The organism is Winogradskyella forsetii (assembly GCF_013394595.1).
GTDB lineage: Bacteria > Bacteroidota > Bacteroidia > Flavobacteriales > Flavobacteriaceae > Winogradskyella > Winogradskyella forsetii.
The window spans coordinates 2,108,729-2,126,859 of record NZ_CP053348.1 but is presented as its reverse complement, the minus strand read 5'-3'; the positions used below and the strand labels follow the sequence as shown (position 1 = coordinate 2,126,859).

Here is an 18,131-nt window from a genome sequence, read left to right as displayed (position 1 = left end):
AAGTTTCTGTTTTTCCATAGCCAATGAACACTGAACACTGAACACTCCTAAGGCAAACCAAGCTCCTCCAAAACCACCTCACTGGTAATCTGCAAATGCTTTGGCAATTTGTTGAACTTTGGAAGCACCGCTAAATAACGATCGTCATTTGTAGTAAAAACCTGCTTTAATACCACTTTCTTTTCAGTAATAATGGATAAAACCTCTTTTATAAATTCATCATGATGCACTAAATCCGTACTTCCCAAGTGAAAAACACCATACTTATTACGGTTGATGATATAATGGATTTGCTGCGTTATTTTCTTATCGAGGGTCACGTTCATTATTAAATTCGGAAATACTTCGACAGCTTCATTTTCTAAAATCGCATCTTTTAATTCTTGGATTCTCGGCGAACCCGCACCAAAAACCATGGGAAGTCTAATGATGACGATCTGTTTTTTGGGCATTCGCAAAAGCAAATTCTCAATCTTTATTTTGAAATGGCCATAAACACTATGACTCAGCGTTTTGTCCAATTCAAAACTAGGATATTGGCTGTAGGCATCAAAAACATTGGCAGACGATAGAAATATCAATTTACAAGACGTAACGGCAAGGTATTCTGCAATATGTTGATGTGCAATAACCTGAGCATTAAAGTCGCCGCGCAAAGCGGAAATGATTATGGATGGTTTTGTAGCCTCAAGTATTTCATAAATATCATCTTCTTCAACAATGTATTGAATAAACTGTTGATTGGATTTGTATTCCTTTTTTTCAACGCGATACGTTCCAAAGGTTCTAAAATAAGGGCCTAATTCCTTATAAATCGCATTGCCAATATAGCCACTGGCTCCAAGAATAAGTATGCGGTGTTTTTGTTCGGTTTCCTTCTTCATTCAATCAGTCTACATTCAAAAAATTAGCCTTGTTCTCGTTTATAGAAAGGTGGTTTTACAACGGTTGCAGGAATCGCATTTTTCCGCACTTGAATATATATTTTACTATCCACTTTAGAAAATACTTTTGGCACGTAACCCATTCCAATACCTATGCCCAAACTCGGGCTCATGGTACCAGAAGTGACGTTACCAATCGTTTTACCGTTGCCATCTACAATAGCATAACCTTGACGTGGAATACCACGCTCGTCCAGTTTGAAGGCTACTAATTTACGTTCTGGTGTACGTTCTTTTTCGGCTTTTAAGGCTTCACTATTGGTAAAGTCTTTGTTGAATTTACAAACCCAGCCCAAACCAGCTTCAATTGGCGAGGTAGTTTCGTCAATATCATTACCATACAAACAATACCCCATTTCTAAACGCAAAGTGTCTCTTGCAGCCAAACCGATAGGCTTGATGCCGTAATCGGCTCCGGCTTCAAAAACCTTATCCCAAATTTGTTTCACTTCGGAATTTTTACAATAAATTTCAAAGCCACCACTTCCTGTATAACCAGTTGCAGAAATAATAACGTGCTCAATACCTGCAAAATCACCAACTATGAAATTATAGAATTTTATGTCCGACAAATCATGACTCGATAAGGACTGTATCGCTTCAATCGCTTTTGGACCTTGAATAGCAAGTAAAGAATAATTTTCACTAAGATCTTTCATCTCAGCACCGACATCGTTTTTAGAAGAAATCCAGTTCCAATCTTTTTCAATATTGCTCGCGTTCACAACCAGTAGATACGTCTCATCTTTAACTTTATAAATGATCAAATCGTCAACAATGCCACCATCATCATTTGGTAAACAACTGTATTGTGCTTTTCCGACGTCCAATTTAGAGGCATCATTACTCGATACTTTCTGAATCAAGGCCAAGGCATTTGGGCCTTCAATTAAAAATTCGCCCATATGCGAGACATCAAAAACACCAACGGCTTTTCTCACGGCTTCGTGTTCTGCGTTCACACCTTCATATTGAACTGGCATATTGTAGCCAGCAAAAGGAACCATTTTTGCACCAAGAGCCTGATGCGTTGCGGATAAAGCTGTATCTTTCATTCTAAGTCGATTTTCAAATTAAAGTTGGGCAAAATTAAGCAAATTTTTAAGCATAACTCAAAAATCCATAATCCATTCGTCAATAGATTTATCGTCGGATCCATGCAAAACTGAAATATCTCCTGTAGATTCAAAAACAACAGCTTTGACTTCGGATAATTGGATGACATTAGCTTCACGTAACTTGGCTTTTATATCCGACTCGGTCACCTTGCATTTTTTTAAACTACCTTCTATAATCTTACCATCTTTCATAAGAAGTGTCGGTTTATTATCCATCATCTTTTGAATCGGTTGCCATTTTCGGGCAGCAGCAACCAACATTTGTAACATATATATCATCACTAAACCGGTAATACCATGCTGCAGTGAGACCGATTTAGAAATGACGACCGTTGCCATAATAGATCCAATAGCGACGGTCATCGCAAAATCGAAACTAGACATTTTAGAAAAACTCCGTTTTCCGCTAATTCGTGTGAGAATAACCAAGGCTATATAAATTCCAATCGCTGTAAGTGCAATGGCAAAAAGCCCATCTGTTGAAAATTTAAACCATTCTTTCATTTTACTTTTGTTTTAATCGTTCTTCCTTAAATTTTTTAATTTGATCTTCAGCACGTTTCAATTCATTTTTAGTTGGGTAAGGCCGTTGCTGAAGTTTTCGATCTTCAGGCTCATAACTTAAAATGGTCAACAACGGGAAATGATCTGAATTAATATCATCACAACGTTTGACTTCAGTGAGTTTAAATTCGCTGGATATAAATATATGATCTAATGGCCAACGCATAAAGTAACTATCTGCATTATAGGTATTGTATAGACCTCTACCTTTTCTAATATCCAATAATCGACTAACGTTCTGAAATAATTTCGAGGTTACAGACCAAGCAACATCGTTAAAATCTCCAAGTACAACCACAGGATATTTAGAGTCTAACGCCAATTTAGCAATCATCATCATTTCAGCATCCCTATCCGATGATGTCGGATTTTCTTGCGGCATAGGTGGCGTAGGGTGTATGGCATATAACTGAATGGTGTCGTTACTGGTTAATTTTATTTTTGTGTGAATTGAAGGAACACTATCACTAACCATATAGTGAACTTGGGGCTCAATTAATTCTAATTTCGAATAGAGTAACATGCCATAGGTATTATCAATCGGAACTTTCATGTTGTATTTATAGGAAGCAGTCATATTATGATCCAACGCATGCATCCATTTACTATCGGTTTCGGTAAATAGCATAATTTCAGCATCAATTTTTTTTGACATGGTTTGTAATAAACCATACTTGTCATTTTTTTGAAGGACATTGGCTGTAAATAAACTGATTTTAGAATCTGTTTTTTCAGAATTTAAAACTTCGTAAGGAGCAAATGATGTGTATGGGAATATTTTAGAAAATTGATATCCAGCACATAGCATAAGTAGTCCCATAAAAAGATAATCGCGCCATTGTTTAAAATCGAATTTAATAATGTAAAACAGAATCGCTGAAACCGTTAAAAACGTAAGTTGTAAATGGGGAAAATCGAACATACGAATCCACCAATAGTCCAATGCCACAAAAGGCAATAAGGTAAATAAGATAGCAATAAAACCAAAAACAGTTAGCACAGTTTTGAGTTTGGAATTGGTCATGGTCTGGTTAGTTTAGGTATCAATATAACCTATTTTTAAGGAACAACATTGGTTTTCTTTAAATGCGTTAATTGTTTTACCTATTGCATCATTAAAGCATTAGGCTTAGTCCTAAATTTGAGACATTAGCTAATGCGGATGAACAGTCTGCTTCGTGAAATGATTAAGAATGCTTTTTCGTATCACATCAACTCTTGGTGTTGACTTATAACTCTTAACAATAGTTTCAAGGTGCGAAATCGAAAGCATTAAAGTATAGTTGAATTTTTAAATCTTATAATATGAATAATTTATATAAAGCATGTTTAGAAGCATGCCAAAAATGTTTAGTCGATTGTCGCATCTGTTTAAACGAAATGTCAGGACAGGATAGCAAGAACGATTGCCCAAAATGCTGCGTAGAATGCATGGATGCCTGTGACATTTTAATTAAAAAAATAGCATCAAATAGTGCGTATGTAAAACAGTACGCTTTATTATGTGCAGAAATATGTGAGTATTGTGCAGACCATTGTGAAGCACACGACCATGAACACTGTAAAAATTGCGCTGCATCTTGTAAAGCATGTGCAGAAGAATGTAAAAAAATTGCGGCATAAACCTAACACATAAATCATAAAGATGGAAACTACAGAAGATCTAATGGGCAAAGAGGCAATAGATAAAATTGCTAAACTTTTAGATAATAATAAATTAGCTATGATGGCAACAAAATTGGACAGTATGCCTTTTTCGGTTTGTCCAATGACGACACAAGAAATTGATAGTAACGGAAAACTTTGGTTTTTTACAGGAAAAGATAGCGAACATTATCGCGAGTTACAAAAAGATAAGCGATTGCATTTAACCTATGCCAATCAAGACGATCAAGAATATCTATCCATTTACGGCAGGGCAAAAATTACCGAAAACAGGCAAAAGATTGACGAACTTTGGTCCTCATTTTTAGAAGTTTGGTTCAGTGGAAAAGATGATCCAAATTTGGCGTTGCTATGCGTTACCATAGAAGATGCATATTATTGGGATCAAAAACATAATAAAGCTGTTACCATTTTCAAAATGGCGAAATCAGCCATCACTGGAGAAAAAAGTGACACTAACGATCAAGGAACGCTCAACATAAAATAGAACATGGCGATATTAGGAAATATTATTAAAGGTGTCATCGATTTAAAAGACACCTTTACTTCTGAACCAATACATACAGAAGTACAAGAAAACGTGTTAAAGGAGTTGCTGGAAAAAGCAAAAGACACACAGTTCGGCAAGCATTATAAGTTTGGCGACATTTTGGAATCTTCAAACCTTCAAAAAACCTTCGCTGAAACCATACCTTATTTCGACTATAATAAAATCAATGATGAGTGGTGGCACAAACTTCACGAAGAAGAATCTGATGTTACATGGCCTGGAAATCCATCATATTTTGCAATAAGTTCTGGAACTACAGGAAAAACGAGCAAACGGATTCCCGTGACTGATGATATGATTGAAGCGATAAGGGACGCAGGAATTAAGCAAGTTTTCGCATTGAAAAATTTTGAACTTCCAGCCGATTTTTTCGAAAAAGAAATCATGATGTTAGGGAGTTCTACGGATTTGGATGAAAGAGATGACCACCTAGAAGGTGAAATTAGCGGTATTTCAGCAAGTAATATTCCAACATGGTTTAGAGGCTATTATAAACCTGGTATTGAAATTTCACAAATTGAAGATTGGGACGAACGCGTGCAACGTATTGCGGAACGTGCTGAGGAATGGGATATTGGAGCACTGAGCGGTATTCCGTCTTGGATAGAATTGATGCTGCAAAAGGTGATTGAATATCATAACTTAGATAATATTCATGATATCTGGCCGAATCTTCAAGTTTATACCTCTGGAGGAGTTGCCTTTGGGCCTTACAAGAAAAGTTTTAAAGCGTTATTAGGAAAACCTGTTACGGTCATCGATACCTATCTCGCTTCCGAAGGTTACATTGCTACGCAGGTAAGACCGGAAACTGATGCCATGCAACTCAATACTGATAATGGTATTTATTTTGAATTTGTGCCTTTTAAACCCGAATATATAAATGAAGATGGCTCATTAAAAAATGAAGCACCAGCTTTAACCATGAGTGAGGTTGAACCGAAACAGGATTATGTTTTAATAATCAGTACGGTCAGTGGCGCTTGGCGCTACTTAATAGGAGACACTATAGAATTTACTGATGTAGAACGTGCCGAAATTAAAATTACAGGGCGTACCAAATTCTTTTTAAACACCGTTGGTTCGCAATTGTCCGTCAATAAAATGGATACTGCCATGCGAGAATTGGAAGAAAAATTCGATACCACAATTCCAGAGTATACCATTTGCGCCAAACGTGGCGATGATGGTGAGTTTTATCACTATTGGTATTTAGGTTCAGAATTGGATGGCGTTGAGAATTCCGAAGTTGCCGATGCTTTGGATGAAAGTTTAAAGAGTGCGAATAAAAATTATAAAGTCGCTAGAAGTAAAGCTTTACATGGTGTGAAAGTAAAAGTCATTTCTCCGGAACGTTTTTACGACTGGAATGAACGCAATAAGAAAAAAGGCGGACAAGTTAAAATGGAACGCGTAATGAATGAAGAAAAATTTGCAGATTGGGAAGCATTTGTGAACCAATCCTAAATTAATTGATTAATAGCGTGTTATGGGTAAGGATAAATTTACGGATTGGGAAGTCTTTATTTACGAAGTTTAAACTTTGCATTTACCTGTTTCACGCTTTTTTTTCATCCCTCAATAACGTTTTGCTCATTACTAGGTAAAATGGGTTCAATAAAGAACTTAATCAACCATAGAATTGACTTATCCTATATATTAAACCCTATTTCGCATCCCTATGCTCCACTAATTCCATAATCTCTTCTGGGGACAAGTAATATTTTTTAATCCTATCTTTATAGGATTGTGTAATGTCTGCATGGTTCAAAATAAAATCTTTCGTTTTTAAGATATAATCTTCCATGCCGTGAGAAACCGCATAGCCATCCGCACAGCGCTCTGCTTCAACAATCGAATTTTCAGAAAGTACATAGGTAATTCCAAACCAAATAAGATTGAGCTTACTTCGGTGTTGATAATCCATAATATGTCCCAGTTCGTGACCAATCCAGCCTATAAAAATATCCTCAGGAATCTGTCGTGTGGAAAATTCCTTGTCAGCAATCTTAAATTTTTCACTTATTAAAATCACATAATTTCTATTTTTTCTGCTTCTAAAAAAACTTCCAAAAGTAGGCCTAGCTTGCATCGTCGATTTTTTGATGTTCTTTTTAAATCGAAATTCAATATTAGTACTATCAAGTTGCGGATAGTAAGACAAAGCCGTTTTCACGTTGCTTCTAATGGCTTCAGGAATCTTGTGCTGTGCACTCATATTTTGAAATGTAATAATTAAAGTTAGGACTATGAAATGTTTCATATACGAGAAATATAAGTGTATTGCTTAGTTATCCTTAAAAGGTTTGATAAAAATGTTGACCCATTTCGATGATGGAAGATAGAATTCAATCTAATTTACTGAAAATATTTTTTACTACAATTAGTAGCATTATAAAACTATTATTTATAGTATTTTTGTGTTGATTCGAATATAAATAAAAAAGGAGAAAAATAGTTGTCTTTTCAACGTACCCAAGAAAAATTAAAAATACTTGCAGATGCTGCAAAGTATGATGTCTCGTGTTCATCCAGCGGAAGTAAACGAGCCAATACAAACAAAGGATTAGGCGATGCCACAGGGATGGGAATTTGCCATTCTTATACTGAAGATGGACGCTGTGTATCCCTACTTAAAATTTTATTGACCAATCATTGTATTTTTGATTGCGCCTATTGCGTCACCAGAAAAAGTAATGATATTAAACGTGCCGCATTTAAAGTTCAGGAAGTGGTAGACTTGACCATTAATTTCTACCGTAGAAATTATATCGAAGGACTATTTCTTAGTTCCGGAATTTTTAAGAGTGCGGACTTTACCATGGAACGCTTGGTTGCTGTGGCAAAGAAATTGCGTTTGGAGGAAAACTTCAATGGCTATATCCACCTTAAATCCATTCCTGGCGCTTCTGATGAGTTGATGCGTGAAGCCGGACTCTATGCAGACCGATTAAGCGTAAATATTGAAATCCCAACAGAAGCTGGACTCAAAAAATTGGCACCAGATAAAAAACGGGAGGATTTCATAAAACCGATGGTCAAAGTTAAAAATGAAATTATTCAATATAAAGAAGAAAAGAAAATCATTAAAAGCACGCCCAAATTTGCACCTGCTGGTCAAAGTACGCAAATGATTATTGGTGCAAGTGGTGAAAATGATTTTCAAATTATGCAAACCTCAAATTTTTTCTACAAAACCTATAATCTGAAGCGCGTCTATTATTCAGGTTATGTGCCTATTAGTTATGATCATCGCTTACCTCAAATTGGAAGCGCTGTGCCTATGCTTCGTGAAAACCGCTTATACCAAACCGATTGGTTAATGCGATTCTATGGTTTTGAGGTGAGCGAAATCTTAAATGAGCAACATCAGCATTTAGACTTAGATGTGGACCCGAAATTGGGTTGGGCCTTGCGGAATTTACATGAGTTTCCTGTCGATGTGAATACAGCAGACAAACATATGCTGGCCAGAATACCAGGATTGGGTATGAAATCCGTTTATAAAATTTTAAATGCCAGACGCTTTAGGAAATTGAACTGGGAACACCTTAAAAAGATTGGAGTAGCCCTAAATAGAGCACAATATTTTATGGTTTGCGAAAGCAATCAGTTTGAAAAACGGGATTTAACCTCCGAAAAAATAAAAGGTCTGATTCTTCAAAATTCAAAGAGTAAATATCAAAAAACTTTAAGTAATCAATTGAATTTATTTGGCTGAAAAATGAAAGATCAAAACTTAATGTATGATGGTACTTTTGACGGCTTTTTGTCGGCCGTTTTTTATGTCTTTGAACATCAATTAAAAGCCGTAACCATTCAAAATGAGTTTGTGATGCAGCAAGGTTTGTTCTCAGAAGTCGAAAAAGTAATAACTGATGAAGCAAAAGCAACTCGGGTTTGGAAAGGCATAAAATCAAAATTATCGTCTCATGGCAGTTATCAATTATATTATGCTTTTTTGAGCGAGCAAAGTGGAGTAGAGGCGTTATTATTAGATTATATTAAATACGCGTTTTCAAAAGGAACACCTGTGGATAAAGATTATGCACATCCTTCAGTCTTAAAAATAGCACAAATCGCTAAATCCGTTGGTCGTGAAAAACACAGAATGGAAGCTTTTGTAAGATTTCGTTTAACAAAAGATGATGTATACTTCGCCAATATAGAACCAGATTTTAATGTGCTTCCCTTAATTGAAAAGCATTTTAAACGCCGTTACGCCGACCAAAAATGGGTCATTTATGATATAAATCGAGCCTATGGTTTATTCTATGATCTTGAAAAAGTTGAAATCGTGCATATGGATTTTCCCGCAAATTTCGATTTTTCGAAAACGGATGACGAATTTTTCGCCATTCAGGAATTCGAATTTCAAAAATTATGGCAAGATTATTTTAAAGCTACCAATATAGCCTCCCGAAAAAACATGAAACTTCACATTAGGCATGTACCCAAACGCTATTGGAAATATTTGAGTGAAAAACAACCGAATTAGTTTTCTAGCTTAGCAACATAAGCTTTTGCCCAATCTTCAATACGTTGTCCAAAACACTCTAAAATGGCATCAACGCCAATCACACTTCCTTTTGCTAAACGCCCTAAAACAGCAATCGGTACATTAGGTTTATCATTTGGTGTAACCACATAACCGTCCTCGGAAGTTTCTATGCCCAATTCTGAATGTATGGGTTGTATTAAATCATTTTGAAGCAAATTCTTCACTAAGTCCGTGTTTATTTCTAATAATTTTGGAGCGTCCAGAATACTGTTGATCATTATTGAACAGTGCACTGATTGATTTTCTGTATTTGTTAATTTCCATCCGTTAGGCTCTAATTTTATATCAGGATCAGTGACAAATCCTAGATTTAGAACCTTAGCATCTACCAAAGCTAGAACTTGTTGCATGCTTTCTATAGGTGGTCCATAAGAATAACGTTTACTACGTTCATCCAAATCGATCACTTTTTTAATAATTTTGCTATCTAAATTGGCATGTGAAAAAGCGGTATATAAGGTTGGTTGGCAATGGCGCCATACTTGTCCAATACAAAAATCTAATGATATAGGAATTTCTCCCAACGCCATATCAATATAGGTTTGAATGAGTTTTTCGGTTGGAATATTTTCATTTTGAAGTAATTCATGTTGAAAATCATCATCCTTGAGCCATTTGACGATTATGGCTTCAAGTTTTTTAGTGGTAAACTGATGTGCAACGGCTTTTTCCTTTAAATCAATAAATATACGCGATGCAATCGTTGCTATTGGCTCAATTAAAAAGTCAATACTATTGACTTCTTTTTTAGTATGAGCAACGGCTTCAATTTCAGCTTTAAAATAGTCTAATTCTTTATGGGTAGGTTTGAACCAGTTATCTATATTTTGATTTAGAGGTTTTGGCACCAATGGTAATCCGTCCAAAGAAAAAGGAACTAGAGTTAAGTTCTGGTTTTTTACTTTATAATATACGGTTTCTAGAGTGGCATCATCCACAACCTTAAAATTTCCAAAGTCATTGATAACCAGGTAGCGCATCACATCAATCATTCCCAAACCAAAACCTCTAATGCCAATAGTAAGATCAGTAGTGTTTTTTATAGCATTGAAATTTGAAACTGGATAAGGATTTTCAAAAACCGATACATTAGTTTTAGTTTTGGCATGGGATTTCCAGGCTTTTATTTGATCTGAAAGCTCAGTTGTTTGGTGGCCAATAGTGAGCACAACATCATCGCAGGTCCAAGATTCAGTATGAGTCCGCAAGATTAATGTATCATTTTCGCTGTAATCTATAGATTGCACTTCCGCATTTATAATATTGAAAGTATCTAAATTTCCCAAGGATTTCTCAATAGAATCATAGCGCTCATTGAGATATCGACCAAGTTTATTCCTTGGAGGAAATGTATCATTCTCTGAAGGTTGTAAAGAAAAATTGCACCACAGGTGATAAGACGGAAACCCTTTTACAATCACATTCCCGTACTTTATTTTGGGTCTCTTCTCAATACCACTAAGCGCACGTTCAGTAATGTTAATCCAGTTAGAATCTGGTTGGTCTTCATTCCATACATGGCCAGAACCAAGCGTTTCTGAGCCTTCAAAAATAACTATTTTAACGGTGCTATTTGATTTTGATAAACCCAACAAGAGGTTCTCTAAAGCGTACAAACCTCGAGGTCCAAAGCCAATTATTGCTAGTGTTTTCATAGTCTATTAAAAGTATCAAAAAAACCACCTTGATTTTTCAAAGTGGTTTTTATCTGTAATATAGTGTTCAAATCAGAATTGATATCTCACGCCTAAACCAATATCAAAATCCAGATCATCTCTAACATCACCAAAACCAAATTCTGGTCTAAAATCTAATGATAATAAAAGTGGAAAATCAAAATTATATTCAATACCAATATCACCTGCTAAAAACACAAAAGTTTCGTTATAATCTTTGTTATTGTTACCGTTATTATCAAAGTAGTAATCGTCGAAACTGTAAGAACCAAGTCCTCCACCAGCTCCAGCATACCAATTAAAACCACCATCAATATTCCATACCCACTGGTAAAGTCCGGCTAATTTGAATCCGTTATAATTTCTACCTGTTCTCCATCCTAAATCCAATTCCAGCCTATTGTTGTCTCCTAGAGCACGTTGGTAGGATACCTCTGTCCCAAAGCCATCACTATCACCTATCCGCAAGCCAATCGCATTTTTTGAAATGTCTTGTGCATTAGAAACTGTTATAAATCCAAAAAGTATTGCACTTAATAAAAATAATTTCTTCATAATTTTTTTGAGTTTTAATTATTAGCTTTAGCAATCTTAAAATTGCTTTTTTTAGTACCGTCAAAAATATGGGTATATTTAATGTTCAACCTCAATTTTAAGATAAAATTATAACACGTTTCCGTCAATTTTTAACCCTTATGCAAAAGGTAGATATTAAAAAGCTCGAAATTCTGAAAAGCAAACTAAAAGGCGAACTACATTTTGATGATTTGATGCGAAAATTATACGCAACTGATGCATCGGTTTATAGAAAATTGCCTTTGGCTGTGGCGTTACCTAAGGACAATGAAGATATAAAGCATTTAATTGATTTTGCCAAGAGACAGAACACCTCATTGATACCAAGAACCGCAGGAACTTCCTTAGCTGGTCAATGTGTTGGTGAAGGTATTGTAGTTGATGTATCCAAATATTTTACGAGGATTTTGGACGTTAACGAAACGGAAAAAACTGTGACCGTTCAACCTGGCGTGGTAAGGGACGAATTGAATAATTACCTCAAACCTTTTGGCTTATTTTTTGGACCTAATACATCAACGTCCAACCGCTGCATGATAGGTGGTATGGTTGGTAATAATTCTTCAGGAACGACCTCGATTCAATTTGGCGTGACTCGTGATAAGGTTTTAAGTCTGAAAACCATCTTGAGCGATGGAAGTGAAGTGGAATTTTCGAGTTTAACTTCCGAAGAATTCCAATCGAAAACAAAATTACCCACGCTTGAAGGTGAAATTTATAAAACCCTATTTGAAACCTTAAATTCTGAAAGTGTACAAGTCCAAATAATAGAAAATTTTCCAAAACCAACGATACACAGAAGAAATACAGGCTATGCGATTGACGAATTAATTAAGTCTGAAGTGTTTTCAAATTCGACTTCAATTTCAGATTCGATTTCAAGTTCGAGTTCAACTTTTAACATGTGCCATTTATTAGCAGGAAGCGAGGGAACGTTGGCGTTTACTACGGAAATCACTTTGCAATTAGATGATTTGCCACCAACAGAAAGTGCGATGATAGCGCTTCATTTTGAAAGTATTGAAGCCTGCCTTAAGTCCGTTTTGCATCTTATGAAGCACAATTTACATACGTGCGAAATGATGGACGATTCCATTCTGAATTTAACCAAACACAACAAAACACAGCAGGAAAACAGAGCATTCATTCAAGGGAATCCTGTGGCTATTTTAATGTGTGAGCTTAAAGCCAATGCAGTAGAAGACCTTCAAGTTGAGATTGATGCGTTTCTTACAACCGTAAAAACCTTAAACCTGAGTTACGCAAATCCAGTTTTAAAAGGTGATGATATTAATAATGCCGTAGAATTAAGAAAAGCAGGATTGGGACTTTTGGGTAATCTCATTGGTGACAAAAAAGCTGTGGCCTGCATTGAGGATACAGCCGTAGCGCTTGAGGATTTAGAAAACTACATATCGGAGTTTACAAAATTGATGACTTCCTATAACCAAAATGCCGTGTATTACGCGCATGCTGGAGCAGGAGAGCTGCATCTACGGCCGATTCTGGATTTAAAACAGGCCGAAGATATCAAGTTGTTTCGGAAAATAACAACTGCCGTTGCCCAATTAGTAAAGAAATTCAATGGTTCAATGTCTGGTGAACATGGCGACGGTATTGTGAGAGCAGAGTTTATCCCAATGATGATCGGCGATGACAATTATCAAATTCTGAAACAAATTAAATCCGCGTTCGACCCAAGTCATATTTTTAATCCACATAAAATAGTAGATGCTTATCCGATGGATAAAAATCTGCGTTATGAGACTGATAGAATAGAACCTAAAATTGAAACTATTCTGGATTTTTCGAGTTCCGAGGGCATTTTGCGCGAAGCCGAAAAGTGTAATGGTTCTGGTGATTGTAGAAAATTACCCGAATTTGGTGGCACAATGTGTCCAAGCTACAGAGCTACAAGTAATGAAAAAGATACCACAAGAGCGAGAGCAAATGCCTTACGTGAATTTTTGACCATCCCAACAGCTATCGGGACTGACAAAGGAAACAAATTCAACCATAAAGAATTAAAACAGGTCTTCGATTTGTGTTTGAGTTGTAAAGCTTGTGCAAGTGAATGTCCAAGCAGTGTGGATGTGGCGAGTTTAAAAGCGGAATTTCAATACCAATATCAAAAAGCCAATGGGGTCTCGTTTAGGACAAAATTATTTGCGTTTAATAATCGTTTAAATGGTTTTGCAAGTCGTGTTCCGACGCTTACTAATTTTATGTTTTCTAATGGATTTACCAGTTCAATTATAAAATCGATTGGTGGAATTGCTAAAGAACGTAGTTTACCTCTATTGTCGATTAAAACTTTATATGAGTTACATGAAGCATATAAAAACCATTTAGATAGCACTGAAAAAATAAAAGAGATTTATTTGTTTTGTGATGAATTCACAAATCATTTAGAGTCGGAAATTGGTCTTGATGCCATCACACTTCTAACAAGTTTAAACTATAAAGTAAATATCATTTCACATTCCGAATCCGGACGCGCTATGATCTCCAAAGGTCTTCTAGAGGATGCGAAAAAAGTGGCCAATGAAAACGTTTCAATATTCAAAACTATAATATCTAATCTTACACCTCTAATCGGAATCGAACCTTCAGCGATACTAACTTTTAAAGATGAATATATTCGATTGGCAGACGATAAAGAGGCAGCAATAGCGTTTGCTAAGCACACTTTTTTAATTGAAGAATTTGTTCAGCAAGAAATTAAATTGGGAAATATAAATTCAGAACAATTCACAAAAGAGAAGAAAATCATTAAATTCCATGGGCATTGCCATCAAAAGGCGATGTCTAACCAGAAATCGAGTTTTGATGTTTTGAATTTACCAGAAAACTACAAGGTCACTATCATTCCGAGTGGTTGTTGTGGCATGGCTGGTAGTTTTGGATATGAAAAAGAACATTACGAAGTAAGCATGCAAATTGGAGAACAAACCCTATTTCCAGCAGTAAGAAAGGCATCAGATGAAACAATTATTGCTGCAAACGGAACGAGTTGCCGACATCAGATTAAAGATGGAACTGGTAGAGTGGCGAAACATCCCATAACGATTTTAAGAGAAGCATTATTAAAATCATAGCGAACTATCTTTGTGTGGATTAAAATATCTGGTTTAAATTGTGCATTTCAATATATAGTTTATGGTATATCGCCAAATTATGGTGTATTAAAACCCAGTCTTCAAAAACTCAATCTTAATTCAATTCATTCAAATATTTTTCTTAATTTTGTATCCAAGTAGATACAATTCTTATGTTCTTTATTGAAAAAACTAATGAATTTGACAAATGGCTAAGAAAGCTAAGAGACTTTAAGGCAAAGGCGAAAATTTTGTTTAGGGTTCAAAAATTAGAAACTTACGAACATTTTGGCGATTGTAAAACCGTTGGCGATGGAATTCGGGAAATGCGAATAAATTTTGCGAAAGGTTACAGAGTTTAATTTAAGGAAAAAGATGGAAAAGTAATTGTGTTGCTTATTGGTGGAAATAAATCCACTCAGCAAAAAGACATTGCAAAAGCAAAAGAAATTTGGAAAAAATTAAATAAATAGAATATGGGAACTTCAAAGTTTGAAATAGCGGATTATTTAGACAGCAAAGAAATGATAGCGGAATATCTCAATACTGTTTTGGAAGAGGGAAACAATGCAGATATAATTAATGCAATTGGACATATTGCGAAAGCCATCGGAATGACAAAAATAGCTGAGGAAACAGGGTTGAGCAGACCGAGTTTATATAAAGCGTTATCTGATGGAGCGAAACCTCAATTCGCCACAATTATGAAAGTGATAAAAGCAATTGGAGGACAAATTCAAGTGAATCCAACTTCACCTTAAAAAAACAACATAACAAACTGAAGGAAACTATTTTCTATCAAAAGTTGATAATAGTGCTACTAATACATAGCTAACTTCAACCTTTCTTTTTCTTCTGCTTCTTTTCAGGTTTCGGTTGCTCAACTATAGTTATTGCTGCAATCAAATCCTTAAAATTCATATCTTTAAGTTCTTCATCAGCGTAAAATGCAGACAATTTGTCTTTATTGTAATTGTATATTTTCCAACGTTTAAACTGGTATTCTAAAGCCGTAAAGTTTTCAACCCAGTCGCCAGAATTCAGATATGTTGTTTTGCCTTTTTTATTTTCAATTCTCAAAATTTTTGGTTGATGGATATGTCCGCAAATAACATAGTCATAACCATTCTCAATGGCTAGGTCAGTCGCTACTTTTTCGAAATCATTGACATATTTTACAGCACTTTTTACACTATTTTTTATTTTCTTGGATAAGGAATAGCGCTCTTTGCCTAATTGATCCGAATACCAATTAGCTATTTGGTTAATTCGAATAAGAAAATCATAACCATAACCACCGAGTTTTGCCAACCACTTCGCATTTTGAATGGAAATATCAAAGACATCACCATGGAAAAACCAAGCTCTTTTGCCATCTAAATTTAAAACCAACTTGTTAACAATAGAAATGTTTCCAATTTCCGTATCGGCAAACTTGCGCAATAGCTCATCATGGTTTCCAGTAATATAAACCACTTCAGTGCCATTGGCTGCAAAATCCATTACTTTTTTTATGACACTAAGGTGTGATTTTGGAAAATAGCGTTTTTTGAATTGCCAAACATCAACAATATCACCATTTAAAATTAGTTTTTTAGGTTCAATACTATTCAAATAGGTCAATAACTGCTTGGCTTGGCAACCATGTGTTCCAAGGTGGACGTCAGAGATAACTGCTATTTCAACTTTTCGTTTGAGTTTCATGACATAGAAATCATTAGTGCAAATAACCTCAATATTTAAAGGATTCGAGTTAATTTACAATTAACTAATTATGAGTAAACTGTTATTAAAACATGACCTTAATGTTATGGGATTTAGAAGCCGCTATTTTCATTCCGATCGAATGAAATATGGAATGGCATTTTCGTTTTTATAATAATACAATTACATTAGCATAAAATAAATTGCAATGGCAGGAAATTCCTTCGGAAAATTATTTAAACTGACTACATATGGCGAATCGCATGGAAAGGCGATTGGTGGCATCATTGATGGCTGTCCTTCAGGATTGAAACTCGATTTTGAAGCGATTCAAAATGAATTGGACAGAAGAAAACCAGGACAGTCCAAAATTGTGACCCAACGTAAAGAACCAGATTCGGTTGAGTTTTATTCCGGTATTTTTGAAGGTGTGACCACTGGAACACCAATTGGGTTCGTGATTCACAATACCAATCAGAAATCGAAAGACTATTCCCATATCAAAGATGTTTATCGACCAAGTCATGCCGATTATACTTACCATAAAAAATATGGCGTTAGGGATTATAGAGGTGGAGGACGAAGTTCTGCTCGTGAAACGGCCTCTCGAGTGGTTGCTGGTGCGATTGCTAAACAAATGATTAGCGCTATTAAAATAAACGCCTTTACGTCTTCGGTTGGCGATATTTTTATTGATAAACCGTATCAAGATTTGGATTTTGGCAAGATTGAATCTAATGTCATTCGCTGTCCAGATGAAGCTACAGCCGAAAAAATGATTGCAAAAATTGGAGAAATCAAAAAGCAAGGTGATACCATTGGTGGTACCATTACCTGTGTGATTCAAAATGTACCCGTCGGATTGGGAGAGCCCGTTTTTGACAAACTACACGCAGAACTCGGCAAGGCCATGCTTTCCATAAATGCCGTAAAAGGTTTTGAATATGGAAGCGGATTTTGTGGCGCAAAAATGAAAGGTAGCGAGCATAACGATTTATTTAACGAAGACGGAAGTACAAAATCCAATTTATCAGGAGGCGTACAAGGTGGTATTTCCAATGGAATGGACATTTATTTCAGGGTGGCTTTTAAACCGGTAGCTACAGTAATTCAAAAACAAGATGCTTTGAACAGTTCCGGCGACATAGTTGAAATGCAAGGCAAAGGACGACATGATCCTTGTGTGGTGCCAAGAGCTGTGCCTATTGTGGAAGCTATGGCAGCTTTGGTCATAGCTGATTTTACACTTCTGCGTAGGCAGGAGTCTCGTGAATGGTAACCAAATTCCTGCGCCTACCTATCGGCGGACAGGAAAGTAGGAAGCTCAATTATTATATAATTTGGAATGAGCATATTTTAAAAATTGTCTTATTTGAATTTAGAAGAAGAAAATCAAGAAAAACGAATGCATATCCCATTAACGAAAGATGAATGGATTACGTTTTTCTTTTTTCCTTTTAAAAATGATGGTGGTATTTTAAACACTCACGAAATAAATAAAAAGGAAGACGAAAGATTTGAAAAATATGGTTTTGAATTGAAAAAGAAACAAGCAGACAAAGCCAGAAAAAATGGAGCTGTCTTTTATGCTGTAATTGTTTTATTAATTATGATTATAGTAAATTGGTAATTCAAGTGAAGTTAAGGGTTGCCATTAAAAGACCTCATAGGTTTA

Annotated in this window: 17 protein-coding genes; 9 read left to right on the top strand and 8 right to left on the bottom strand. The window is 35.6% G+C overall.

Annotated elements, in window-relative coordinates:
* Positions 1-47 precede the first annotated feature (47 nt).
* Genes HM987_RS09180 through HM987_RS09165 form a run of 4 tightly spaced genes read right to left on the bottom strand, consistent with a single transcriptional unit; the run spans position 48 to position 3,650 of the window.
* Complete coding sequence (locus tag HM987_RS09180; RefSeq protein WP_179007367.1) at positions 48-884, bottom strand: sugar nucleotide-binding protein; 837 nt, start codon at positions 882-884, stop codon at positions 48-50.
* 23 nt (positions 885-907) lie between these two features.
* Positions 908-1,999, bottom strand: a complete 1,092-nt coding sequence (gcvT, locus tag HM987_RS09175; protein WP_179007364.1) for a glycine cleavage system aminomethyltransferase GcvT — start codon at positions 1,997-1,999, stop codon at positions 908-910.
* 57 nt (positions 2,000-2,056) lie between these two features.
* On the bottom strand, positions 2,057-2,566 hold the full coding sequence (locus HM987_RS09170) for a DUF421 domain-containing protein (protein ID WP_179007361.1): 510 nt from the start codon (positions 2,564-2,566) through the stop codon (positions 2,057-2,059).
* A 1-nt stretch (position 2,567) separates the two neighbouring features.
* Entirely contained in the window at positions 2,568-3,650 is a 1,083-nt protein-coding gene (locus HM987_RS09165) for an endonuclease/exonuclease/phosphatase family protein (protein WP_179007358.1), read from the bottom strand.
* A gap of 621 nt (positions 3,651-4,271) precedes the next feature.
* Between HM987_RS09165 and HM987_RS09155 the strand changes: the two genes are divergently transcribed.
* Positions 4,272-4,778: a pyridoxamine 5'-phosphate oxidase family protein gene (locus HM987_RS09155; protein ID WP_179007351.1), complete on the top strand. Its 507-nt coding sequence runs from the start codon at positions 4,272-4,274 to the stop codon at positions 4,776-4,778.
* A gap of 3 nt (positions 4,779-4,781) precedes the next feature.
* Positions 4,782-6,308, top strand: a complete 1,527-nt coding sequence (locus tag HM987_RS09150) for a GH3 family domain-containing protein (protein WP_179007348.1) — start codon at positions 4,782-4,784, stop codon at positions 6,306-6,308.
* A gap of 199 nt (positions 6,309-6,507) precedes the next feature.
* On the opposite strand, the gene HM987_RS09145 is transcribed toward HM987_RS09150, so the two are convergent.
* Positions 6,508-7,104, bottom strand: a complete 597-nt coding sequence (locus HM987_RS09145; protein WP_229724664.1) for a hypothetical protein — start codon at positions 7,102-7,104, stop codon at positions 6,508-6,510.
* 195 nt (positions 7,105-7,299) lie between these two features.
* Between HM987_RS09145 and HM987_RS09140 the strand changes: the two genes are divergently transcribed.
* Both HM987_RS09140 and HM987_RS09135 read left to right on the top strand, forming a co-directional pair.
* Entirely contained in the window at positions 7,300-8,562 is a 1,263-nt protein-coding gene (locus HM987_RS09140) for a putative DNA modification/repair radical SAM protein (protein ID WP_179007345.1), read from the top strand.
* 3 nt (positions 8,563-8,565) lie between these two features.
* On the top strand, positions 8,566-9,339 hold the full coding sequence (locus tag HM987_RS09135; protein WP_179007342.1) for a TIGR03915 family putative DNA repair protein: 774 nt from the start codon (positions 8,566-8,568) through the stop codon (positions 9,337-9,339).
* On the opposite strand, the gene HM987_RS09130 is transcribed toward HM987_RS09135, so the two are convergent.
* Both HM987_RS09130 and HM987_RS09125 read right to left on the bottom strand, forming a co-directional pair.
* Positions 9,336-11,057, bottom strand: coding sequence for an FAD/NAD(P)-binding protein (locus HM987_RS09130; RefSeq protein ID WP_179007339.1), 1,722 nt, complete (start codon positions 11,055-11,057; stop codon positions 9,336-9,338). The genes HM987_RS09135 and HM987_RS09130 overlap by 4 nt on opposite strands.
* Positions 11,058-11,129: 72 nt before the next feature.
* Positions 11,130-11,633 (bottom strand): hypothetical protein, encoded by a 504-nt coding sequence (locus tag HM987_RS09125; RefSeq protein WP_179007336.1) that lies wholly within the window; start codon positions 11,631-11,633, stop codon positions 11,130-11,132.
* Between the two features lie 140 nt (positions 11,634-11,773).
* On the opposite strand from HM987_RS09125, the gene HM987_RS09120 reads away from it, so the two are divergent.
* From HM987_RS09120 to HM987_RS09110, 3 genes are all read left to right on the top strand, one after another.
* Positions 11,774-14,752: an FAD-binding and (Fe-S)-binding domain-containing protein gene (locus tag HM987_RS09120; RefSeq protein WP_179007333.1), complete on the top strand. Its 2,979-nt coding sequence runs from the start codon at positions 11,774-11,776 to the stop codon at positions 14,750-14,752.
* A gap of 173 nt (positions 14,753-14,925) precedes the next feature.
* Positions 14,926-15,114, top strand: a complete 189-nt coding sequence (locus HM987_RS19530) for a type II toxin-antitoxin system RelE/ParE family toxin (protein ID WP_229724662.1) — start codon at positions 14,926-14,928, stop codon at positions 15,112-15,114.
* A gap of 114 nt (positions 15,115-15,228) precedes the next feature.
* Positions 15,229-15,513 (top strand): addiction module antidote protein, encoded by a 285-nt coding sequence (locus HM987_RS09110; protein ID WP_179007330.1) that lies wholly within the window; start codon positions 15,229-15,231, stop codon positions 15,511-15,513.
* Positions 15,514-15,589: 76 nt separating this feature from the next.
* On the opposite strand, the gene HM987_RS09105 is transcribed toward HM987_RS09110, so the two are convergent.
* Positions 15,590-16,456, bottom strand: coding sequence for a UDP-2,3-diacylglucosamine diphosphatase (locus HM987_RS09105; protein WP_179007326.1), 867 nt, complete (start codon positions 16,454-16,456; stop codon positions 15,590-15,592).
* Between the two features lie 208 nt (positions 16,457-16,664).
* On the opposite strand from HM987_RS09105, the gene aroC reads away from it, so the two are divergent.
* Both aroC and HM987_RS09095 read left to right on the top strand, forming a co-directional pair.
* Complete coding sequence (gene aroC / locus HM987_RS09100; protein ID WP_179007323.1) at positions 16,665-17,735, top strand: chorismate synthase; 1,071 nt, start codon at positions 16,665-16,667, stop codon at positions 17,733-17,735.
* Between the two features lie 93 nt (positions 17,736-17,828).
* Positions 17,829-18,086 (top strand): hypothetical protein, encoded by a 258-nt coding sequence (locus tag HM987_RS09095; protein WP_179007320.1) that lies wholly within the window; start codon positions 17,829-17,831, stop codon positions 18,084-18,086.
* Positions 18,087-18,131: the final 45 nt, after the last annotated feature.

Bases quoted from the DNA above. Each gene is read 5' to 3' on its own strand.
- HM987_RS09110 (WP_179007330.1), top strand. From the start codon at position 15,229: ATGGGAACTTCAAAGTTTGAAATAGCGGATTATTTAGACAGCAAAGAA.
- HM987_RS09155 (WP_179007351.1), top strand. From the start codon at position 4,272: ATGGAAACTACAGAAGATCTAATGGGCAAAGAGGCAATAGATAAAATT.
- aroC (WP_179007323.1), top strand. From the start codon at position 16,665: ATGGCAGGAAATTCCTTCGGAAAATTATTTAAACTGACTACATATGGC.
- HM987_RS09145 (WP_229724664.1), bottom strand. From the start codon at position 7,104: ATGAAACATTTCATAGTCCTAACTTTAATTATTACATTTCAAAATATG.
- HM987_RS09135 (WP_179007342.1), top strand. From the start codon at position 8,566: ATGAAAGATCAAAACTTAATGTATGATGGTACTTTTGACGGCTTTTTG.
- HM987_RS09165 (WP_179007358.1), bottom strand. From the start codon at position 3,650: ATGACCAATTCCAAACTCAAAACTGTGCTAACTGTTTTTGGTTTTATT.
- HM987_RS09150 (WP_179007348.1), top strand. From the start codon at position 4,782: ATGGCGATATTAGGAAATATTATTAAAGGTGTCATCGATTTAAAAGAC.
- HM987_RS09130 (WP_179007339.1), bottom strand. From the start codon at position 11,057: ATGAAAACACTAGCAATAATTGGCTTTGGACCTCGAGGTTTGTACGCT.
- HM987_RS19530 (WP_229724662.1), top strand. From the start codon at position 14,926: ATGTTCTTTATTGAAAAAACTAATGAATTTGACAAATGGCTAAGAAAG.
- gcvT (WP_179007364.1), bottom strand. From the start codon at position 1,999: ATGAAAGATACAGCTTTATCCGCAACGCATCAGGCTCTTGGTGCAAAA.
- HM987_RS09125 (WP_179007336.1), bottom strand. From the start codon at position 11,633: ATGAAGAAATTATTTTTATTAAGTGCAATACTTTTTGGATTTATAACA.
- HM987_RS09105 (WP_179007326.1), bottom strand. From the start codon at position 16,456: ATGAAACTCAAACGAAAAGTTGAAATAGCAGTTATCTCTGACGTCCAC.
- HM987_RS09170 (WP_179007361.1), bottom strand. From the start codon at position 2,566: ATGAAAGAATGGTTTAAATTTTCAACAGATGGGCTTTTTGCCATTGCA.
- HM987_RS09180 (WP_179007367.1), bottom strand. From the start codon at position 884: ATGAAGAAGGAAACCGAACAAAAACACCGCATACTTATTCTTGGAGCC.
- HM987_RS09120 (WP_179007333.1), top strand. From the start codon at position 11,774: ATGCAAAAGGTAGATATTAAAAAGCTCGAAATTCTGAAAAGCAAACTA.